Genomic DNA, 16,564 nt, shown 5'->3' on the forward strand with positions numbered 1-16,564 from the left:
TGATTTATATCGGAAATAAAGAAATATAGAAGATGAAAAAGGAAGCCGTATTAGGTGTGCTTGATCTGTTGCGCCAGCTTCTGAATATTCATGCTAATCTCATCTGGAGTATGCGCTGCATAGCCAAACAATACTGCTGCTTTTTCATAAGGCTGTTGACAGTAGCGAGATAAAGGCTGAACAGCCAGATTAATAGCAAGACACTGATCAATAAAGCTTTGCTCAGTCCATGGGGCTTTTAGCCAACAAATCACATGAATCCCTGAGTCGGTTGGCTGAACAGTCAATACATCTGCAAGAAACTGTTGAATCGCAGCAATTAATGCCTGTTGACGTTCTTGGCAAGCTTTACGCACTTTACGGACATGGCGTGCATAATGCCCCTCTTTGATAAACAAAGCCAAAGCCGCTTGTTCTAAATAAGCACTCCGCGTATCGGTATAATATTTTGCCAGACTCAATGTTTCTATCAGCGATTCTGGAACCACCATAAATCCAAGTCGAAACTCAGGAAACATCATTTTAGAAAAAGTACCTGAATAGATTACTCTTTGCTGTTGGTCTAAGCCCTGTAAGGCTTGAATTGGATGCGTTCCATATCTAAACTCACTATTATAATCATCTTCAAAAATCCATTTTTGCTGACTTGCGGCCCATTCCAATAGGGCCAATCGTCGACTTAAACTGAGTGTTCCACCTAAAGGGAACTGATGAGAGGGTGCGGTATAGATGAATTTACTTTCGGAATAATGCTGAATAATCTCAGCAATTTTCATCCCTTCGTGATCACTTGATACAGGATGAACTTGAATGCCAAAACTCCGAAAAATATTTAAAGCGGCATCATAGCCGGGCTCATCTAAACAGATCTGATCCAAAGGTTGTAATAATGCATAAGCTACAAGATGAATCGCTTGTTGGGTACCATTTACAATCAAAATTTGTTGTACATCGCATTTTAGCCCCCGCGTAGAACGAACATAATCACAAATAGCCTGACGTAAAGGCAAATAGCCACGACAATCATGAAACTGACCCAATTGCTGATGAGACTGCCGCCAAGCACGTCCCAATAATTTCCCCCAAAGTGAATGGGGAAATAAATCGGTACAGCCAACGCCGACATGAAATATTTTTTCACCCTGCCCAGATACATTTTGTTTCTGCCAAGCAGGTAATAAATTTGCGATATGCGGATTAATATTTAGCTTGTGACAGATGTCAGATGCAGATTTTGTCGCTATCTCTGGTATAGAAATTAATTGGTCAGGAATCAGCTCAGCGACATATGTACCAGAGCTTGGCTTGGTCACAACATAGCCTTCATCCAGTAAACGATCCATTGCAGCCAAGACTGAATTTCTAGAAATCGACATCATTTCCGCCAAGACACGACTAGAAGGCAGTTTGGTTCCAGAAGCCAGACGACCATCCAAAATTGCATCACGTAAAACGCTATATAAACCCTCTTTAATCACCCCTTTAGGCAAGATCAAATGGGGGAAATAAGCCGATGCTGCTGTCGCCATAAGTAAAACTGGTACTGTTAAAAATACTCAAAGTGTATCTTATTTGAATACCACAATCACACTTAAACTCATTTCTCCTCTTTCTTTCCCGACGACTGGAGAATACCTGTGGAAAATTTAGTGGTTCAAATTGTGCCTGTTGCACAACAAGACTATAAACAATGGGTGGAGTATTGGCTGGCTTATCAAGACTTTTACCAAGTGGCTTTATCCAATACAGTTACGCAAACCACTTGGCAACGTTTTTTTGATGATCAAGAACCGATATATTGTGCTGTTGCTAAACAAGCTGAGCATGTTCTCGGCTTTGTACATTATGTGATCCATCGCTCGACATGGGCCGAGACCAACTTTTGCTATCTTGAAGACTTATATGTTTCTCCACAGGCAAGAGGTCAACATGTAGGCAAGCGCCTGATTGAATATGTACAACAGCAAGCGATTGTTCAACCCTGTGCGCGCTTGTATTGGCACACGCAACAAAGCAATCAAACTGCACAAAAACTCTATGACTGGATTGCTGAAAAACCAGGGGTCATTGAATATCGTATGGCTTTAAATTAATTCATAAAAAACCAGAAACACAATGCTTCTGGTTTTTGCTTAAACCGTTCTAAAATCAGTGCAGCAAGACTCAAGGTAATTTCTAAGTCTCTTAAGCATCATCAGCTCACAAAAACCTGGTATAACTTTTCAACAGTTTGACGGATTTCCAATTCGGTCAGGGCTGCAAAACCAAAACGAATATAGAAACTGTGATCAGAATGATGCCATTCCGAACCAAAATCATATTCAGAATCAATATGTAATTGTTTTAAAACCGTTAAAAACTGCTGTTGAAAAGGCAATTTAAACTTTACCCACAACGCCATGCCGCCTGCAGGTGGGGCTATTTCAACCCAGTTCTCAAAAGTTTGCTGAAAAGCCCTCACAGCAAAATCTCTACGTTGCTGATAAATCTTACGCATTTTACGGATATGCCGCTTAATTTCCCCCTGCTGCATCAGCTCAGCCATTGCCAATTCAGTAATCGCATTGCCCTGTTTATCGATCAGCAAAATGTCTTGTTTCATCGCCTGAATAATCTGTACATTGGTCACCACATAACCAATTCTTAAACTGGGCGCAAACACTTTAGACAAAGAGCCGATATGAATTACTTTGTCTGCTGCTGGTAAGCTGATTAACGGTGGAATGGGGCGACTGTCATAATGGAATTCATGGTCATAATCATCTTCAATAATATAAAAATCAAAGGCTTTAGACAGCTCTAACAGCTTTAATCTTCGATCCATAGACATCGTCACTGTCGTTGGATATTGATGATGAGGTGTGGTGTAAACCGCAGCAACAGCATGGCTGGACAAAATTTCAGTTAAATGATTGGTATCTAGACCATGCTTATCCAAACGCACGCGAATAATTTGATAATGATTAGACAGAAATGTTTCCACTGCAGGTGGGTAAGCCCATTGCTCTACCACAATAATATGACGCTGAGACTGATGTTGAGCCAGAACCCGCGCAGCTAGAAAAATCCCCATTTGACTGCCTCGAACCACACAAATGTTTTCCATAGAGGTCTGTATAAAACGCTCCATAGACAACATCTTTAATAAGGCTTGACGAAGTTCTAAACTGCCCTGCGGATCTCCATATCCCATGGTTTGATGGCGTGTTACTTGAATCAATGCATGCCGATAAGCCCGTGAAAACAATTCATACGGGATCAGCCGATTATCTGGCACACCATCATTTTTGATCAGGACCTGAGTTGGTAAAACGGGTGTGGAATTAGGTTGATCAAGTGTAGGCGATGACTGCGCTTTTAAATCCGGTAAATTCTCAGAGACAAAGGTGCCTTGCCTAGCTTTTGAAACCAGCCAACCCTGTGCCTCCAAATCTTCATATACCGATTGTACAGTTTTTCGGTTAATCCCGAGTTCATCCGCCAGTGTACGTGAACCTGGCAAGCGTGTTGCCTGAGTAATTCTGCCAGATAAAATCTCTTGAATAATCTGATTTGCCAACTTTAAAAAAAGGGTCTTTTCTTCACGATCTTCTAAATGTAACCGAATTTTCCAAGGCTGACGCATAACTCTCTGGCCCATATAAGTTTTAGAAACTGGATATTTTAATCCATCCACAGAATTTTTATTCTGTACTTAGGCGATGTGAAAATCAACTCAGCGAGAGGTTTTATTTATGCAAACGGCACAACTCGATAAACAGCAATTGATGCAAAATGCGCAGCAAAATATGCAGCAATTTATTCAAGATTCAAACTACACAGATCGACAAAAGTTGGCATTAACCTGCCGTATTTTATTTGACCACGGCCATGATGCTGGCTTAGCGGGACAAATCACTTGTCGTACCACGCAAGGCAATAGCTTTATCACCCAGCGTTTTGGTCTCGGCTTTGATGAAATTACCGCGCAAAACTTATTGGAAGTTGATGAAGATCTAAAGCCACTTGATCAACAAGGCATGGCAAATCCTGCAAATCGCTTTCATACATGGATTTATAAACAACATCCTGAAGTGAATTGCATTATCCATACCCATCCAACACATATTGCAGCATTGTCGATGCTCCGTGTGCCCTTAGCGATCGCACAAATGGATACCTGCGCTTTATATGAAGACTGTTCTTTTGTGGAAGAGTGGCCAGGAGTCCCAGTCGGCAATGAAGAAGGTATTTTTATTTCAGAAGCCTTAGGTAAAAACCGCGCAGTACTGCTGTCACATCATGGTCAGCTGGTGGCAGGTAAAACCATTGAAGAGGCTTGCAACTTAGCCATTTTAATTGAACGCGCTGCCCGACTTCAGCTTTTGGCAATGGCTGCTGGACAAATTCAACCTATCCCACATGAACTGGCAAAAGAAGCTCATGACTGGGTCTCTACCAACAAGCGTAATAATGTCAATTTTGCCTACTATGCGCGTAAAGCTTTAAAAAATCATGCGGACTGTATCGAGGAGTAATGAAAATGAAATTAGAAGGCATTATTGCATACCCAATCACACCTTTTCACCCAGACACACAAGCTGTCGATGTTGATGCGCTGACCATCACATTAAATGCTCTGCTAGAACAACAATGTAATGCGATTGTGCCATTGGGCAGTGCTGGTGAAAGTGCTTATTTATCTTGGCAAGAATGGCAACAAGTCGCACAAAAAAGTATCGAAGTCGTTAATCAACGTGTCCCGGTCATGTTGGGAATTTCTGAACTCACAACGGCGATGGCAATTCAAAAAGCCCAAAAAGCCGAGGAGCTTGGCGCTGATCTAATTATGGTGATCCCAGTGTCTTACTGGAAACTCAATGATCAAGAAATTTATGATTATTATCAGCAAATTGCTACATCGACCAAACTGCCGATCATGGTCTATAACAACCCTGCAACCAGCGGTGTAGATATGTCACCAGAATTGATCGTGAAAATGTTTCAAGAAATTGAGAATATTTGCATGGTTAAAGACAGTACGGGTGATATTCAGCGCATGCATAAATTTCATGAATTATCTCAAGGACAGTTGCCCTTTTATAATGGCTGTAATCCTTTGGCGCTTGAAGCATTTTGTGCAGGGGCAAGTGGTTGGTGTACTGTGGCGCCAAATCTACTCGGTGAGCTACCAAGTCAGTTATATCAGGCAGTCAAAGATGGTGATTTAAACCACGCCAAAGCCTTGTTTTATCGTCAATTGCCTTTGCTGCGCTTTATTGTACAAGGTGGCTTACCGAAAACAGTCAAAGCAGGTTTAAATGAATTAGGTTTTTCTGTAGGTGAACCAAGAAAACCGTTACAACATGCTACCCCACTGGAAGTTCAGCAATTAAAGTCGTTAATGGCCTTAGCAAAACAAGCGTAAACCATCGTCGTATGCGCTTGTGAAGTTATAAAATTGATCCGATAAACATGCTTTGTTGCATACACCGCCATCCGCTGCTTTGACAGATACTCAAATGATAAGTAAATATCATCCAGCGGTGTTTAAATCTAAGTGCAACAAAGCAGTTATTGCCATAGCAAATATCGGCATAACAAACAAATCAATTTCCAAATCAGCTTTCTAAAAACTAAATCCAAGGTTTAAATTGATCCGATACAACCATTGGTCACTATAGGGTGAAACGGTCGAGCTAAAACCGGTTGAATTCATTGCACCACCAATAATATTGGCATTTTTCCCCCAAGTATAATCTGCCCACACCATAAAGGGTGACGCAATAAACATCATCCCAGTGGTATTCATTTGAGAATCCGACCAATCATCACGTTTCTTATCCATATAACTATAATCATTGTAGAAACGGATCGCTTTGAGTTTGCCCATATTTTGCATAGGTAAGGTATAGGCAAGATTTAAACTGGCAACTGTCGCTTCAGAGGCAATAAAATAAGCAGGGGTAAATCCATTATTCCCCATTAAAGTCATATCATTATTGACCCCGTCAGGGTTCTTTGCATCATATTGATAATGAATCACAGAGCTTTGTAAATTAAAGCGTTTGTAATTGTTATCGCTATGCACCCCTACTGCATAATACTGGCCATTTTTATCGGTGGTTTTATTATGCAATTGCGCAATTGCCCCCGATACCCCGACTTCCTGCTTACCTACCTTGGTGTCTAACTTGCGCACAATCCGCGTATTGAATTGATGGCGCTTTTCATTTTGATAGGCTTTTTGACTTGGAAATGCATTGTCGGCTAGGTCATCATAAGTGGCACTTTCCGGCGAATAGCGCAGATTGGTTGCCAGCATTTCAGGGTAATAGCCCAGTTTTACATCCCAGTCCTGATTATGAAAATTCCAGTTCAAACCTGGCGCAATGTTATTGCCATAGCCCAAAAAGAATGGGATATGGTAAGTCCAACCATTTTGCGGATAAGGATAAATCGCAAAAGGTTTATATACAAAGCCGGCTTCTAGACTATTCTGTTGATCTAAATTGTAGCCCACGTAGGCTTTTTCGATCGAGCGTTTCTCTTGGTCTTGAAACAAGTAGCTTGCATTAAAATAGGCATCGTCAAATTTACCTTTGACATCGACTCTAAAAATATCAAAATAGAGTTTGCCAAAGCCATCATTAGGTCCTTCCCAATTTTCATAGCGTTGGTTTAATCGCACCACACCACCCAATTTTATAGAGTCCGTCTCATCTTCACTTTTCCATTCTAATGCTGAGCTTTGCGCCAAAACATTGGATGTGGTACCCAAATACATTGCTGCAAGTAGCATCGCGATAGCTGTCTTTTTCATAATTGCGTCCTTCCCTTGTGTTCCAACGATCCTGTTGGACTTTTGTTTTACCTATAAAACATAGTTTTTATTGTATTTTGAGCAAAAAAATTTGCTGGTGAATTTACTGAACATCCGATGCCAACATCGAATGTTCAACTGGATTTAATAGAGTTTTTTCTGCGGCGGTCCTGCAAAGTTCAGTGGTCCAATCGAATTCATATCCAATTCGATCACACTTGGCCCTTGAAAATCGACTGCTTGTTGAATCACGCTTTTAAACTCATCTGCACTGCCCACTTTCCAGCTTTTCACTCCCATTGCTTCCCCTAAGACTTTATAATCTGGGGTATGCAATTCGTTGAAATATTGACGCCCACCAAAGTAATTCTTTTGAATACCACGCATTACGCCATAACCGCCATCGTTCATGATCATCAGCACCATGTTGGTATTTTCTTGTGCCATGGTGGCAATCTCACCGATACCGAGCATCAAACCACCATCGCCCACGAGACCAATCACTTTTTTATCTGGATTGGCAATAGAAGCGCCAATTGCCGTGGCTAAACCAAGACCAATTGCCCCTGCAAGTGAGTGAATATTTTGATTCGGTGCTTGTACTGGAAATAGTCGGCTGCCCCAAGTACTGCCTGACATGGTAATGTCACGTACAAAGATACCGTCTTGTGGCAGTGCCGCACGTAAGTGATCACAGATCAGTGCATATTGATCCAGCTGAGTACGCAGTGCCTCAATAGCGGACTGTTTTGCTGCAACAACCGATGCATCATAATCTGCATCAACTTTTGAGATACCGCTTAGCCCTGTGAGCACACGTTGTAATACATCTTTGGCATCAGCACAAATGAAGTTACGAACTTTATAATTACGTTGCTGCGCCACTGGATTGGCATCAATCTGAATCAGATTATCAGAGAACTGCACAGAATAGGTTTTGGTTTCATTGCTGCGTAAACGCGAGCCCACTACCACCAATAAGTCAGCCTGTTTTAACAGTTGCTCAACCCCTGCTGAGTTATGGAATGCACCTAAACTGCGTGGATGCTCATCCGCTAACACACCACGGGCATGGGTCGAAGAAACCACAGGAATCCCAAGATCTGCAATAGCTTTCACTTCATCAACACTATTTAACGTGCCACCACCAATCCAGAAGATGGGGCGTTTGGCTTTTTTAACTTCTTCAACAATTAAATCAATTTCAACTTGCTCAGCCTGCGGTAATTCAAGCGCTTTGACAGGACCTAAATTCAATGGCAAGTCAATTTCTGCAGCTTGCACATCAATCGGGAGCTCAACGCTTACAGGCCCCATCGGTACTGTGGTTGCAACACGAATTGCTTCACGAATTACACCCACTGCATTGTCTGGACTGGTAATACGAAATGCAGCTTTGCTTGACGCACGTAAGAAGGTCAGTTGATCTTTGGTTTCATGGATAAAGCTGGCATCACGATCAAGATATTCACGTTCAACTTGCCCAGTTAAATGCAACACAGGACTCCCAGCATTCATCGCTTCAATCAATGAACCTACTGCATTGCCTGCACCTGCACCGGTACTGGTCAAAGCAACCCCTAAACCTTTAAAGCGTGAGTGACCATCTGCCATGGTGACTGCACCTGCTTCGCCACGCGCTGCCACAAAACGAATTTTTTCACGACGCCCTACGGCATCTGCAATTGGTAGGTTATGAATTGAAATCACCCCATAGATACTTTCCACTTGGTGTGCTTCTAAAACACGCGCGATTGCTTCGCCTACATTTACACGTTCTGTCATTGTTTATTCCTCAAAAACTTTTTCATTCCATGAATTTATTATTCACACCAAGGATTTGGCTGTTCGCTTAATCCGATATAAATACTTTTTTGCTGCATATAAGACAAAATACCTAAACGCCCTTTTTCACGCCCGATACCACTTTCTTTAAAGCCACCAAACGGTGCCGAAATAGAGAATTTTTTATAGGTATTAATCCAGACTGTACCGACTTCCAAAGCACGCGCAATTTGCCAAGCTTTACGGTAATTTTCAGTCCAGATTCCTGCTGCAAGCCCAAAACAACTGTCGTTGGCTTGGGTGATTAAATCGGCTTCATCGTGATACTTCATCACCACCAAGACTGGACCAAAAATCTCTTCCTGACAGGTTTGTGCAGTATTATTTAAGCCCGTGATGATGGTCGGTAAGTAATAACTTCCTTTCGCCAAATCACCATCCGTCAGCGCTTGCCCCCCCACTACAACTTGACCACCTTCTTGCTTGGCCAATTGCACATATGCATCGACAGAAGCCAAATGCTTTGGATTAATTAAAGAGCCCAAATGTACACCCGCTGTTTCTGGATGTCCCACTCGTAAAGCTTTGGTAATTTCAACCAAACGCTTAAGGAACTGATCGTAAATACTGTGATGCACGAAGAGTCGTGAACCTGCAATACAGGCTTGTCCTGCGGAACTAAAGATCCCATAAGCCACACCTTTAGCAGCCAATTCAATATCTGCATCAGGCATAACAATCGTAGGGGATTTTCCACCAAGCTCTAATGAGGTGGTAATCAATTTATCTGCGGCAAGATGAGCCAAATGACGCCCTGTAGTGGTTCCGCCTGTAAATGAAATTTTGCGGACCAAAGGATGCTTTACGATGGCATCACCAATTACAGAACCACGCCCCACTAAAACACTGAGTAAGCCTTTTGGCAGTCCTGCTTGTTCAAAGATTTTGGCGAGTTCCAAGGCAATTAAAGACGTTGCCTCTGCCGGTTTAAGGATCACCGCATTTCCAGCAGCAATCGCAGGGGCAAGTTTTTGAACTTCACTGGCAATCGGTGAATTCCACGGTGTAATCGCGGCCACCACACCGACAGGTTCATGCACACTCATGGTCATAAAGTCAGCCGCACGTTGTGTGGTGAGTTCATCATTCAGCGTTTCACATGCTGCGGCAACATAGCGTGCTGTCGCGGCTGCACTCATCACTAAACCACGTGTTTCAGTCAGTGGCTTACCATTATCACGGGTTTGTAATTTTGCAAGCTCATCTACACGCGCTTCAATAATCTCTGCCACTTTATACAAAATACGCGCTCGTTCATGTGGCATGCTATTGCGCCAGCCTGCTTGTCGCCATGCCAAATCTGCTTTTTCAATTGCTTCATTGACATCATCTAAACTCGCTGTAGAAATTTCAGCATTTACAGATTGATCTGCTGGAAACAGACTTTGAATCGTATTGCCTTTACCTAATCGCCATTCACCTGCGATATAAATTTCCTTTACCATGATCAAATCCTTTTAAATCTGAATTGCTTCAACGCTATTGCGACATGCACGAATCACGCTAAGCGCAGCCAAAGTTGAGGTTTTGGGATTGCTTGCCAAAGGCACACCCACCAATTCAATGGTCATTTCACCAAACACGCCTTCTGCCACAATGGTGTGCTTGTTTTTATTGGTTTTTGGATCAACCGTAAGCTCAACCATGGTTTCATCCATGCCTAAACCTGCGAGTGCTATGGTCGCTGCAACATTGGCATTGGCTGGAAACTTCAGTGCTGCTTCTCTGGCTGTACCACGAAAAAAAACCATAGCCTCACTGACCTGATCGAGATCAACCAATTGTTCAGCATAACTGCCACGCCAACTCTTCGGACTTTTACAGCCTTTATAGGTGACCTTTTCCAAACCACCTTCTTTTGCCGCAGAAATACCATCGATCCCCGCAATTGCACCCGCTAAAAGATGTAGATGGGCATCGTGTTGTTCCGCAGTCTGTTTCAGTTGAGAGAAAAATTCGCTATCGGCTAAGGTTCCCACTGAAATCAGACCAATGGTCCATCCTTTCTCTAACACCTTTTGGGCATGTTCTTTTACCGCCGCTTGGCCTGCCACTTCGATCACATAATCAGGCGTGCCAAGGCATTGATCAATCGAACTAATTACCTGTACCTGAGCGGATACTTGTGCTTGTACTTTTTCAACACTGCGTGCAGGCACCACAATCCATTTAAGCTGTAAATCTTGTGGCATATGTGCATACACTTCTGCTGCCATTGCACCGAAACCAATCATCATCAACTGTTTCATGGGCACACCTTATAAATGTTTGTTAAATCCACCAGAGACATCCAAGGCTGCACCCGTGGTATAGGATGCCAATGGCGATGCCAAGAATACCAAAGCGTGTGCAGGTTCCTCAGGTTTACCTAGACGTTGCATTGGAATACCGCGGTTTTTTGCAATATTGCCTGTCCACTGTTCCCATGACGCTTGGCTATCTGAACGTGTTTCAAATCGGCGTTTCCACTGTGCCGACTCCACCATGCCCAATAAAATTGAATTCACCCGAATCCCATATTGGCTAAATTCATGTGCTAAGGAATGGGTTAAATTCAGCAAAGCGGCGCGTGCCGATGACGTCGCGATCATGTGTGGTTCAGGTTGCAAGGCCAGTAGAGAATTAACATTGGTGATTGATCCACATGCCGACTGTTTTAAATCATCTAAAAATGCACGAACAGGATGTAAGACACTGAAATACTTCAATTCAATTTCTTTCATCCAATCTTCATCTTGGGTGTCTTCAAAATTGGATACACGTCCTTGACCTGCGTTATTGATCAACATGTCAACATTGCCTAAATTTTGATTGACCTGTTGTGCAAAACGTTTTACATCTTGTTTGTCTAAAACATTGCAGGCTTGAGTAAAAATATGGGCTTGAGGATACTTTTCCAAAATATAATTTTTTGATTCTGCAAGACGCTGTTCATCCCGACCACACCATGCCACTTTGGCACCTTCTGCAACTAAAATTTCGACAGCAGCCAAACCAATGCCTGACGAGCCACCTGTTACTACTGCTACTTTTCCTTCAACTTGGAAGCTCATATTTTTCTCTCGTTTGATTCTTAACGTGCCGATAAAATAATGTCGTTAAACTGTTGTGGTTGATCGACATAACTCAGATGACCTGCATCTGTAATCAGATGACATCGGCTCAATTGCATTTCTGCGGCAAGATCTTGGATACCTTGTGCAGGTGTAATTTGGTCCTGATCGCCTGCAATCACGACGCAAGGAACACGAATATCTGTTAAATAATTTCTAATTTCGTCATAGGCCAACAAATACGATGCATGGGTAAAACCGTCTAGGGTCAAATCCTGCATCACCGCTGTGACCAAAGCCAAAGCTTGAGCATCTTGTTTGTAAATTAAATGCGGTCCACGACTTGCCGCCATGCCTGCATGACCTAAGCTTTTCAACAGCATTGGTCGTTTTTGATAAACCTGTGTTTTGCTTTCCTCATCTGAACGTTGATAACCTTGTGCCACATTGGCAATCAGCAAAGTCTGTACACGTTCAGGATAAAGATGAGCAAAAGCACTGGCCTGTAAAGCCCCAAGGGAATGACCAACCAGAATGGCTTGCGGAATTGCCAAAGCATCGATTAAACCCAACAAACGTTGTGCATAATCTTCTGCATTTGGTTGCGCTGTATTTAAACCTTCCGATAAGCCATAACCCGGTGCATCCCAAGCAATCACACGAAAAGACTGACTCAGTACATCGAGCTGATTGATCCATGAAGCAGAACCCGAACTAATCCCATGTAGCAAAATCAACGGCTGGCCTTGACCCGCCTCACGATAGGCGTGTACTTGACCATCCACTACAATGGTTTTGACTGGATATTTGGCTAATCGATCAAGCAATGTCATGGCTGGATTCCTTTGCTGTAAAGCTGGGCTTTGTCGATTCAATCAACGTTTGATTTGCGACAATGGATGTTCTGGTGGATAGTTCGGAATAGTCGGTTTACCCGCACCTAACATCACACACATCAAGGCATCTTCCTGACCCGGATTAAACAAGCCACGGTAAATTCCAGGTGGAATTGAAATCAGGTCTCGCTCTTTAAGTTTGGTTTGAAATTTCTCACCGTTATGTTCGATAAACAGGTCAATCTCACCACGCAACATAAAAAACACTTCCTCAACATCATGATGAATATGCAAAGGCCCTTCGCACTGCGGAGGTAAAACCATGGTTGAAAAAGTGAAGTTTTCTGCTGGAACGGTGTTGCCATCATTGACTACACCTGTTGCACCCGTGCCCATATAACGCATTTGGGCACGGCGATATTTGGGGTCATAGTCCGCTTGGAACTTCAAGGCATCAAAATCATATTTACGTGTTTCAAAACGTGCGATACGGGTATTTAACCAATCTTGTAAGCTTGTACCTTCAGGCTGTGACCATGATTCGAATTGTTGAGTAGTCATGTTTTAACTCCTAGATATCTTGAATTAATAACGTTTTAGTAAAGGAACCAAGAAGAACGATCCAATCACAGCAACTGCTGCTAAGAAGGTAATTCCTAAATTAAAACTGTGGGTTTGCATCACGATGTAACCGATCAGAACGGGTGCAATTGCACTGGCAAAATTACCCAGTCCATTAAAAATCCCACCCGCAGTCGCGCCCACATCAGCGGTGGTCACACGAGCAAGTAGTGCAAATATTGCTGCGACACCAAAGCCCCAAGCCATTGCGCTGAGAGACATTGCAACAATCACTAAAATTGGATCTGTCATAATGACCATGACATACATAAAGATGCCGGCCACCAGTAAGCCACTGAATACCTGAATGGCACGACGACCTAACTTGTCAGAAAGAAATGCACCAATCACTTCACCAATCAACATGGCGATAAATGGGAAGCTTGAATAAATACCAAACTCTTTAAGGTTAAAGCCCTTGTCTTGGATCAAATAAGATGGAACCCAACTGTTTAATCCCCACAGATAAGTCATCAGTGCAATATTGAAAATACACACCAACCAAAATGAACCGTTCTGTAATAGCACTTTGGTGTTATGAATATGCCCTTTAAAATTGACACGTTTACTGGTCGATTCCAGCTCAATGGTTTTCTTGAGTTGTAAATTACGTAAGCCAAACACAATCGCAATCAGTGCAATTACAGTTAAACCAGCCATCACAAAGAAGGTGGTATGCCAATCATGCTTTGCGAGAACAGCCGCGGTAATTGGAAAACCCAAGAAGGCACCGATCGGTGTACCCAACAAAAACATGGTGGAAGCACGTGCTTGCTGACGATCTGTATAGGTTTGTTTCACGATGGTATAAGCCAAGGCAAATAATGGGCCTTCAGCTAATCCAAGCAGAACGCGGAGAATCAACATCCCTGTATAGTTGGTAGTAAAACCCATACAGAACATGAGTATTCCCCACGATAAGACGCTCCAAAACAGCATTTTTTTAGGACTAAAAATATCGCCTAAGAAGCTTAAAAACACAGAGGAAAAACCATAAGCCAATAAAAAGCTGGTCATTAACCATCCAAGCTTTGCTTTGTCTTGGGCAATCCCCATCGCGCCCTGAAAGTGCGGGTCCGCAAATAAGACTGCGATACTAATTTTGTCGAAAAATGCCAGAACGACACAGATCATCAGGACAAAAGCAGGAACCCAATGCTTCAATCCACTTTTTTCTTCATTACTCATATTTCATTCCTTCGATTGAGTCATGAACCGTATTTAATGTTTATGGTTTTAATTTCATGACATTAAATTCAGGGTCTGCTAATAATTGGGGGTCTAACACGGTATTGGATTGCATCCAGCGCTTTGCCAGTTTGACCAGTTTTGAGTCATTGATCGCAATCATATTGATCAAACAGTTTTGTTCATCCAGATAAAGATAACTGCACTGATCAGCTGCATTTTGACGTAGCACAATCTGCTTGGTTTTTTCAGGTTGGTAAGTCCCTAAAATCTGAATATTGTAGTGATACTGGTCTGACCATAACCAAGGAATATCCAGATATTCCGTATCCATACCTAACATTGACTTTGCCGTGGCAATGGCTTGATTTTGCGCATTGGCCCAAGACTGAATGCAATAGCCCAAACTTGGATGTATCGCCACATCACCTGCGGCATAAATGTCTTGGTCTGAAGTTTGTCCAAAACCATTGACGACAATGCCATCTTTAACGTCTAAACCCGCACTCACACCTAGCTCTTTGGCAATATCTGCACCCGCACCCACTACTACACAATCAAATAGTTCACTGGCATTTGGATAATTCACCACTTCAACTTGCTGTTGACCGGCTTCAATCAAATGCACATTTTTACTATTTAAATGGATCTGAGTACCTTGTTGTTGATGCATATTTTGCAAAAATTCAGACACATCAGGGCTAACGCTACGTGCACAAAGTCGATCACCGTATTCAAAAACATGCACTTGTTTGCCTTGTTTCCGTGCCGTTGCTGCAATTTCCAAGCCGATCCAACCACCACCAATTACTGCTAACTTTTGCGTATGTTGTAAGATTTCGGCTAAACGTTCACAGTCTTGTACATTCCGTAAAGTCACCACATTGGGAATAAACTGCCATGTATTGACTGGCACACGTGCTCGGCTTCCAGTCGCAATCAATAATTTGTCATAAGGCAAAACTTGACCGCTTTCTAAAACCACATGTTTTTGTTGGCGATCCACTTGAGTTGCCACAGCGGGTTTGTGCCACTCAATGTTAAAATCTTGCATCTGTTCAGCAGAGAACAGATGCAAACTGTCATAACTGGCTTCTTTGGAGAGGACTTGTTTTGACAGGGGTGGGCGTTCGTAAAATACCCGTTCCTCATTGGATACCACATGAATTTCACCTAGAAATCCATGTTGACGGAGTGTGCTTACTGCCCAACCCGCAGCTTGTCCTGCGCCAACGATGACTATTCTTTGCATAGCTTAATCTCCCTGTTCCAACTGCTTATACAGGTTTGACTTGGCGACGAGTATGGTCATCTAAACCACCTTCAACCGCCCACTCAGTAAAGAGTTCTAAACAATGTTCTTCAACACGTGGTTGCCATTCTTCCGTCAAATAATCATCATTGGTGTAGTATTCAAATGCACCACCCAAAGGTGAGTTGACATACCAGAAGTAAGCCGAAGAAATTGGATGACGACCTGGACCAATAAAAGTAGACCATTCAGAACGGTTCATGTTTAAGCCACCGCCAATCACTTCATGAATATCACGCACCACAAAGGCCACATGATTGAGTCCAGCAGGTTTATTGGGTACCGAAAGCAAAAACAAATCATGGTGATAGCCTTTGCCACGACAACGTAAAAAAGCACCACGATTACGATAAGCATCCGATAAGAAGAAACCGAGCTTTTCGATATAGAAAGATTCTGTTTTTTCTAAATCTGGAGTAAAGAACACCACATGTCCAATCGCAACAGGTTGCCCTTTTTCATACACTGGACTGGCTGCATTGACACGAGTGATACTGCCGTATTGGTTAATCCCTTCAGTTTTTAACGCAGGTAGCTCTTGGGTAAAGCTGGCTTGAAAGCGAATGGTCATCCCATTTGGGTCTAGGCATTGCAGCATGTCAGCCGTGGCTTGATAACCATCTACATCTTTCAGGCGAGTCGCTAAATCAGCCAAATCCTGTGCTGCATCATCCAAGCCCCAAGTCACTTCACGTAATGTTGAACCTGACTCGATGGCCTGTGGTAGACGCGGATCATCACAATCAAATAAATAAATTTTACTGCCGTTCTGGGTTTGATAAAGATCCGTACCCTCAATATCTGATTGGCTTGGCTTTAAACCAAAATCTGCCAAAAATTTATTTGAAGCAGCCCGATCCTCAACGCCAAACTTTAAAATCTCAATCCCTGTAATCATGAAACAATT

Annotated in this window: 15 protein-coding genes; 3 read left to right on the forward strand and 12 right to left on the reverse strand. The window is 42.7% G+C overall.

Features of this window, described 5'->3' with window-relative positions; genetic code table 11:
* Window positions 1-50: 50 nt before the first annotated feature.
* Entirely contained in the window at window positions 51-1,529 is a 1,479-nt protein-coding gene (gene pdxR, locus AC07U8_RS16095) for a MocR-like pyridoxine biosynthesis transcription factor PdxR (RefSeq protein WP_270383526.1), read from the reverse strand.
* A 108-nt stretch (window positions 1,530-1,637) separates the two neighbouring features.
* Here pdxR (AC07U8_RS16095) and AC07U8_RS16100 point away from each other — a divergent pair, with 108 nt between their 5' ends.
* Window positions 1,638-2,093 carry a GNAT family N-acetyltransferase gene (locus AC07U8_RS16100; protein ID WP_262086692.1) on the forward strand — a complete coding sequence of 152 codons (456 nt, stop codon included), beginning with the start codon at window positions 1,638-1,640 and terminating at the stop codon, window positions 2,091-2,093.
* Between the two features lie 101 nt (window positions 2,094-2,194).
* On the opposite strand, the gene pdxR (AC07U8_RS16105) is transcribed toward AC07U8_RS16100, so the two are convergent.
* Window positions 2,195-3,625, reverse strand: a complete 1,431-nt coding sequence (pdxR, locus tag AC07U8_RS16105) for a MocR-like pyridoxine biosynthesis transcription factor PdxR (protein ID WP_270383523.1) — start codon at window positions 3,623-3,625, stop codon at window positions 2,195-2,197.
* A gap of 109 nt (window positions 3,626-3,734) precedes the next feature.
* Here pdxR (AC07U8_RS16105) and AC07U8_RS16110 point away from each other — a divergent pair, with 109 nt between their 5' ends.
* Both AC07U8_RS16110 and AC07U8_RS16115 read left to right on the forward strand, forming a co-directional pair.
* A complete protein-coding gene (locus AC07U8_RS16110) occupies window positions 3,735-4,517 on the forward strand; it encodes an aldolase (RefSeq protein WP_004717605.1) in 783 nt (260 codons plus the stop codon).
* A gap of 5 nt (window positions 4,518-4,522) precedes the next feature.
* Window positions 4,523-5,407, forward strand: coding sequence for a dihydrodipicolinate synthase family protein (locus AC07U8_RS16115; RefSeq protein WP_270383519.1), 885 nt, complete (start codon window positions 4,523-4,525; stop codon window positions 5,405-5,407).
* Between the two features lie 201 nt (window positions 5,408-5,608).
* Here AC07U8_RS16115 and AC07U8_RS16120 read toward each other — a convergent pair whose 3' ends face one another.
* From AC07U8_RS16120 to AC07U8_RS16165, 10 genes are all read right to left on the reverse strand, one after another.
* Window positions 5,609-6,802 (reverse strand): hypothetical protein, encoded by a 1,194-nt coding sequence (locus AC07U8_RS16120; RefSeq protein ID WP_270383516.1) that lies wholly within the window; start codon window positions 6,800-6,802, stop codon window positions 5,609-5,611.
* A gap of 144 nt (window positions 6,803-6,946) precedes the next feature.
* The gene (locus AC07U8_RS16125; RefSeq protein ID WP_270383513.1) at window positions 6,947-8,587 is read right to left on the reverse strand and encodes a thiamine pyrophosphate-binding protein; all 1,641 of its coding nucleotides are present in this window, start codon (window positions 8,585-8,587) and stop codon (window positions 6,947-6,949) included.
* Between the two features lie 38 nt (window positions 8,588-8,625).
* Window positions 8,626-10,092, reverse strand: coding sequence for an aldehyde dehydrogenase (locus tag AC07U8_RS16130; protein WP_270383510.1), 1,467 nt, complete (start codon window positions 10,090-10,092; stop codon window positions 8,626-8,628).
* A 12-nt stretch (window positions 10,093-10,104) separates the two neighbouring features.
* Entirely contained in the window at window positions 10,105-10,896 is a 792-nt protein-coding gene (locus AC07U8_RS16135; protein ID WP_004717614.1) for an aspartate dehydrogenase, read from the reverse strand.
* A gap of 9 nt (window positions 10,897-10,905) precedes the next feature.
* Window positions 10,906-11,700 carry an SDR family oxidoreductase gene (locus AC07U8_RS16140; protein WP_270383507.1) on the reverse strand — a complete coding sequence of 265 codons (795 nt, stop codon included), beginning with the start codon at window positions 11,698-11,700 and terminating at the stop codon, window positions 10,906-10,908.
* A 20-nt stretch (window positions 11,701-11,720) separates the two neighbouring features.
* Window positions 11,721-12,533, reverse strand: coding sequence for an alpha/beta fold hydrolase (locus AC07U8_RS16145; RefSeq protein ID WP_270383505.1), 813 nt, complete (start codon window positions 12,531-12,533; stop codon window positions 11,721-11,723).
* 42 nt (window positions 12,534-12,575) lie between these two features.
* A complete protein-coding gene (locus AC07U8_RS16150; protein ID WP_004717620.1) occupies window positions 12,576-13,097 on the reverse strand; it encodes a cupin domain-containing protein in 522 nt (173 codons plus the stop codon).
* Between the two features lie 24 nt (window positions 13,098-13,121).
* On the reverse strand, window positions 13,122-14,345 hold the full coding sequence (locus AC07U8_RS16155) for an MFS transporter (RefSeq protein ID WP_004823455.1): 1,224 nt from the start codon (window positions 14,343-14,345) through the stop codon (window positions 13,122-13,124).
* Between the two features lie 40 nt (window positions 14,346-14,385).
* Window positions 14,386-15,597: an NAD(P)/FAD-dependent oxidoreductase gene (locus AC07U8_RS16160; protein ID WP_270383498.1), complete on the reverse strand. Its 1,212-nt coding sequence runs from the start codon at window positions 15,595-15,597 to the stop codon at window positions 14,386-14,388.
* Window positions 15,598-15,622: 25 nt separating this feature from the next.
* Window positions 15,623-16,555: a VOC family protein gene (locus tag AC07U8_RS16165; protein WP_004717628.1), complete on the reverse strand. Its 933-nt coding sequence runs from the start codon at window positions 16,553-16,555 to the stop codon at window positions 15,623-15,625.
* Window positions 16,556-16,564: the final 9 nt, after the last annotated feature.

The sequence above is a fragment of the Acinetobacter sp. GW821-FHT01E09 genome (assembly GCF_059422385.1).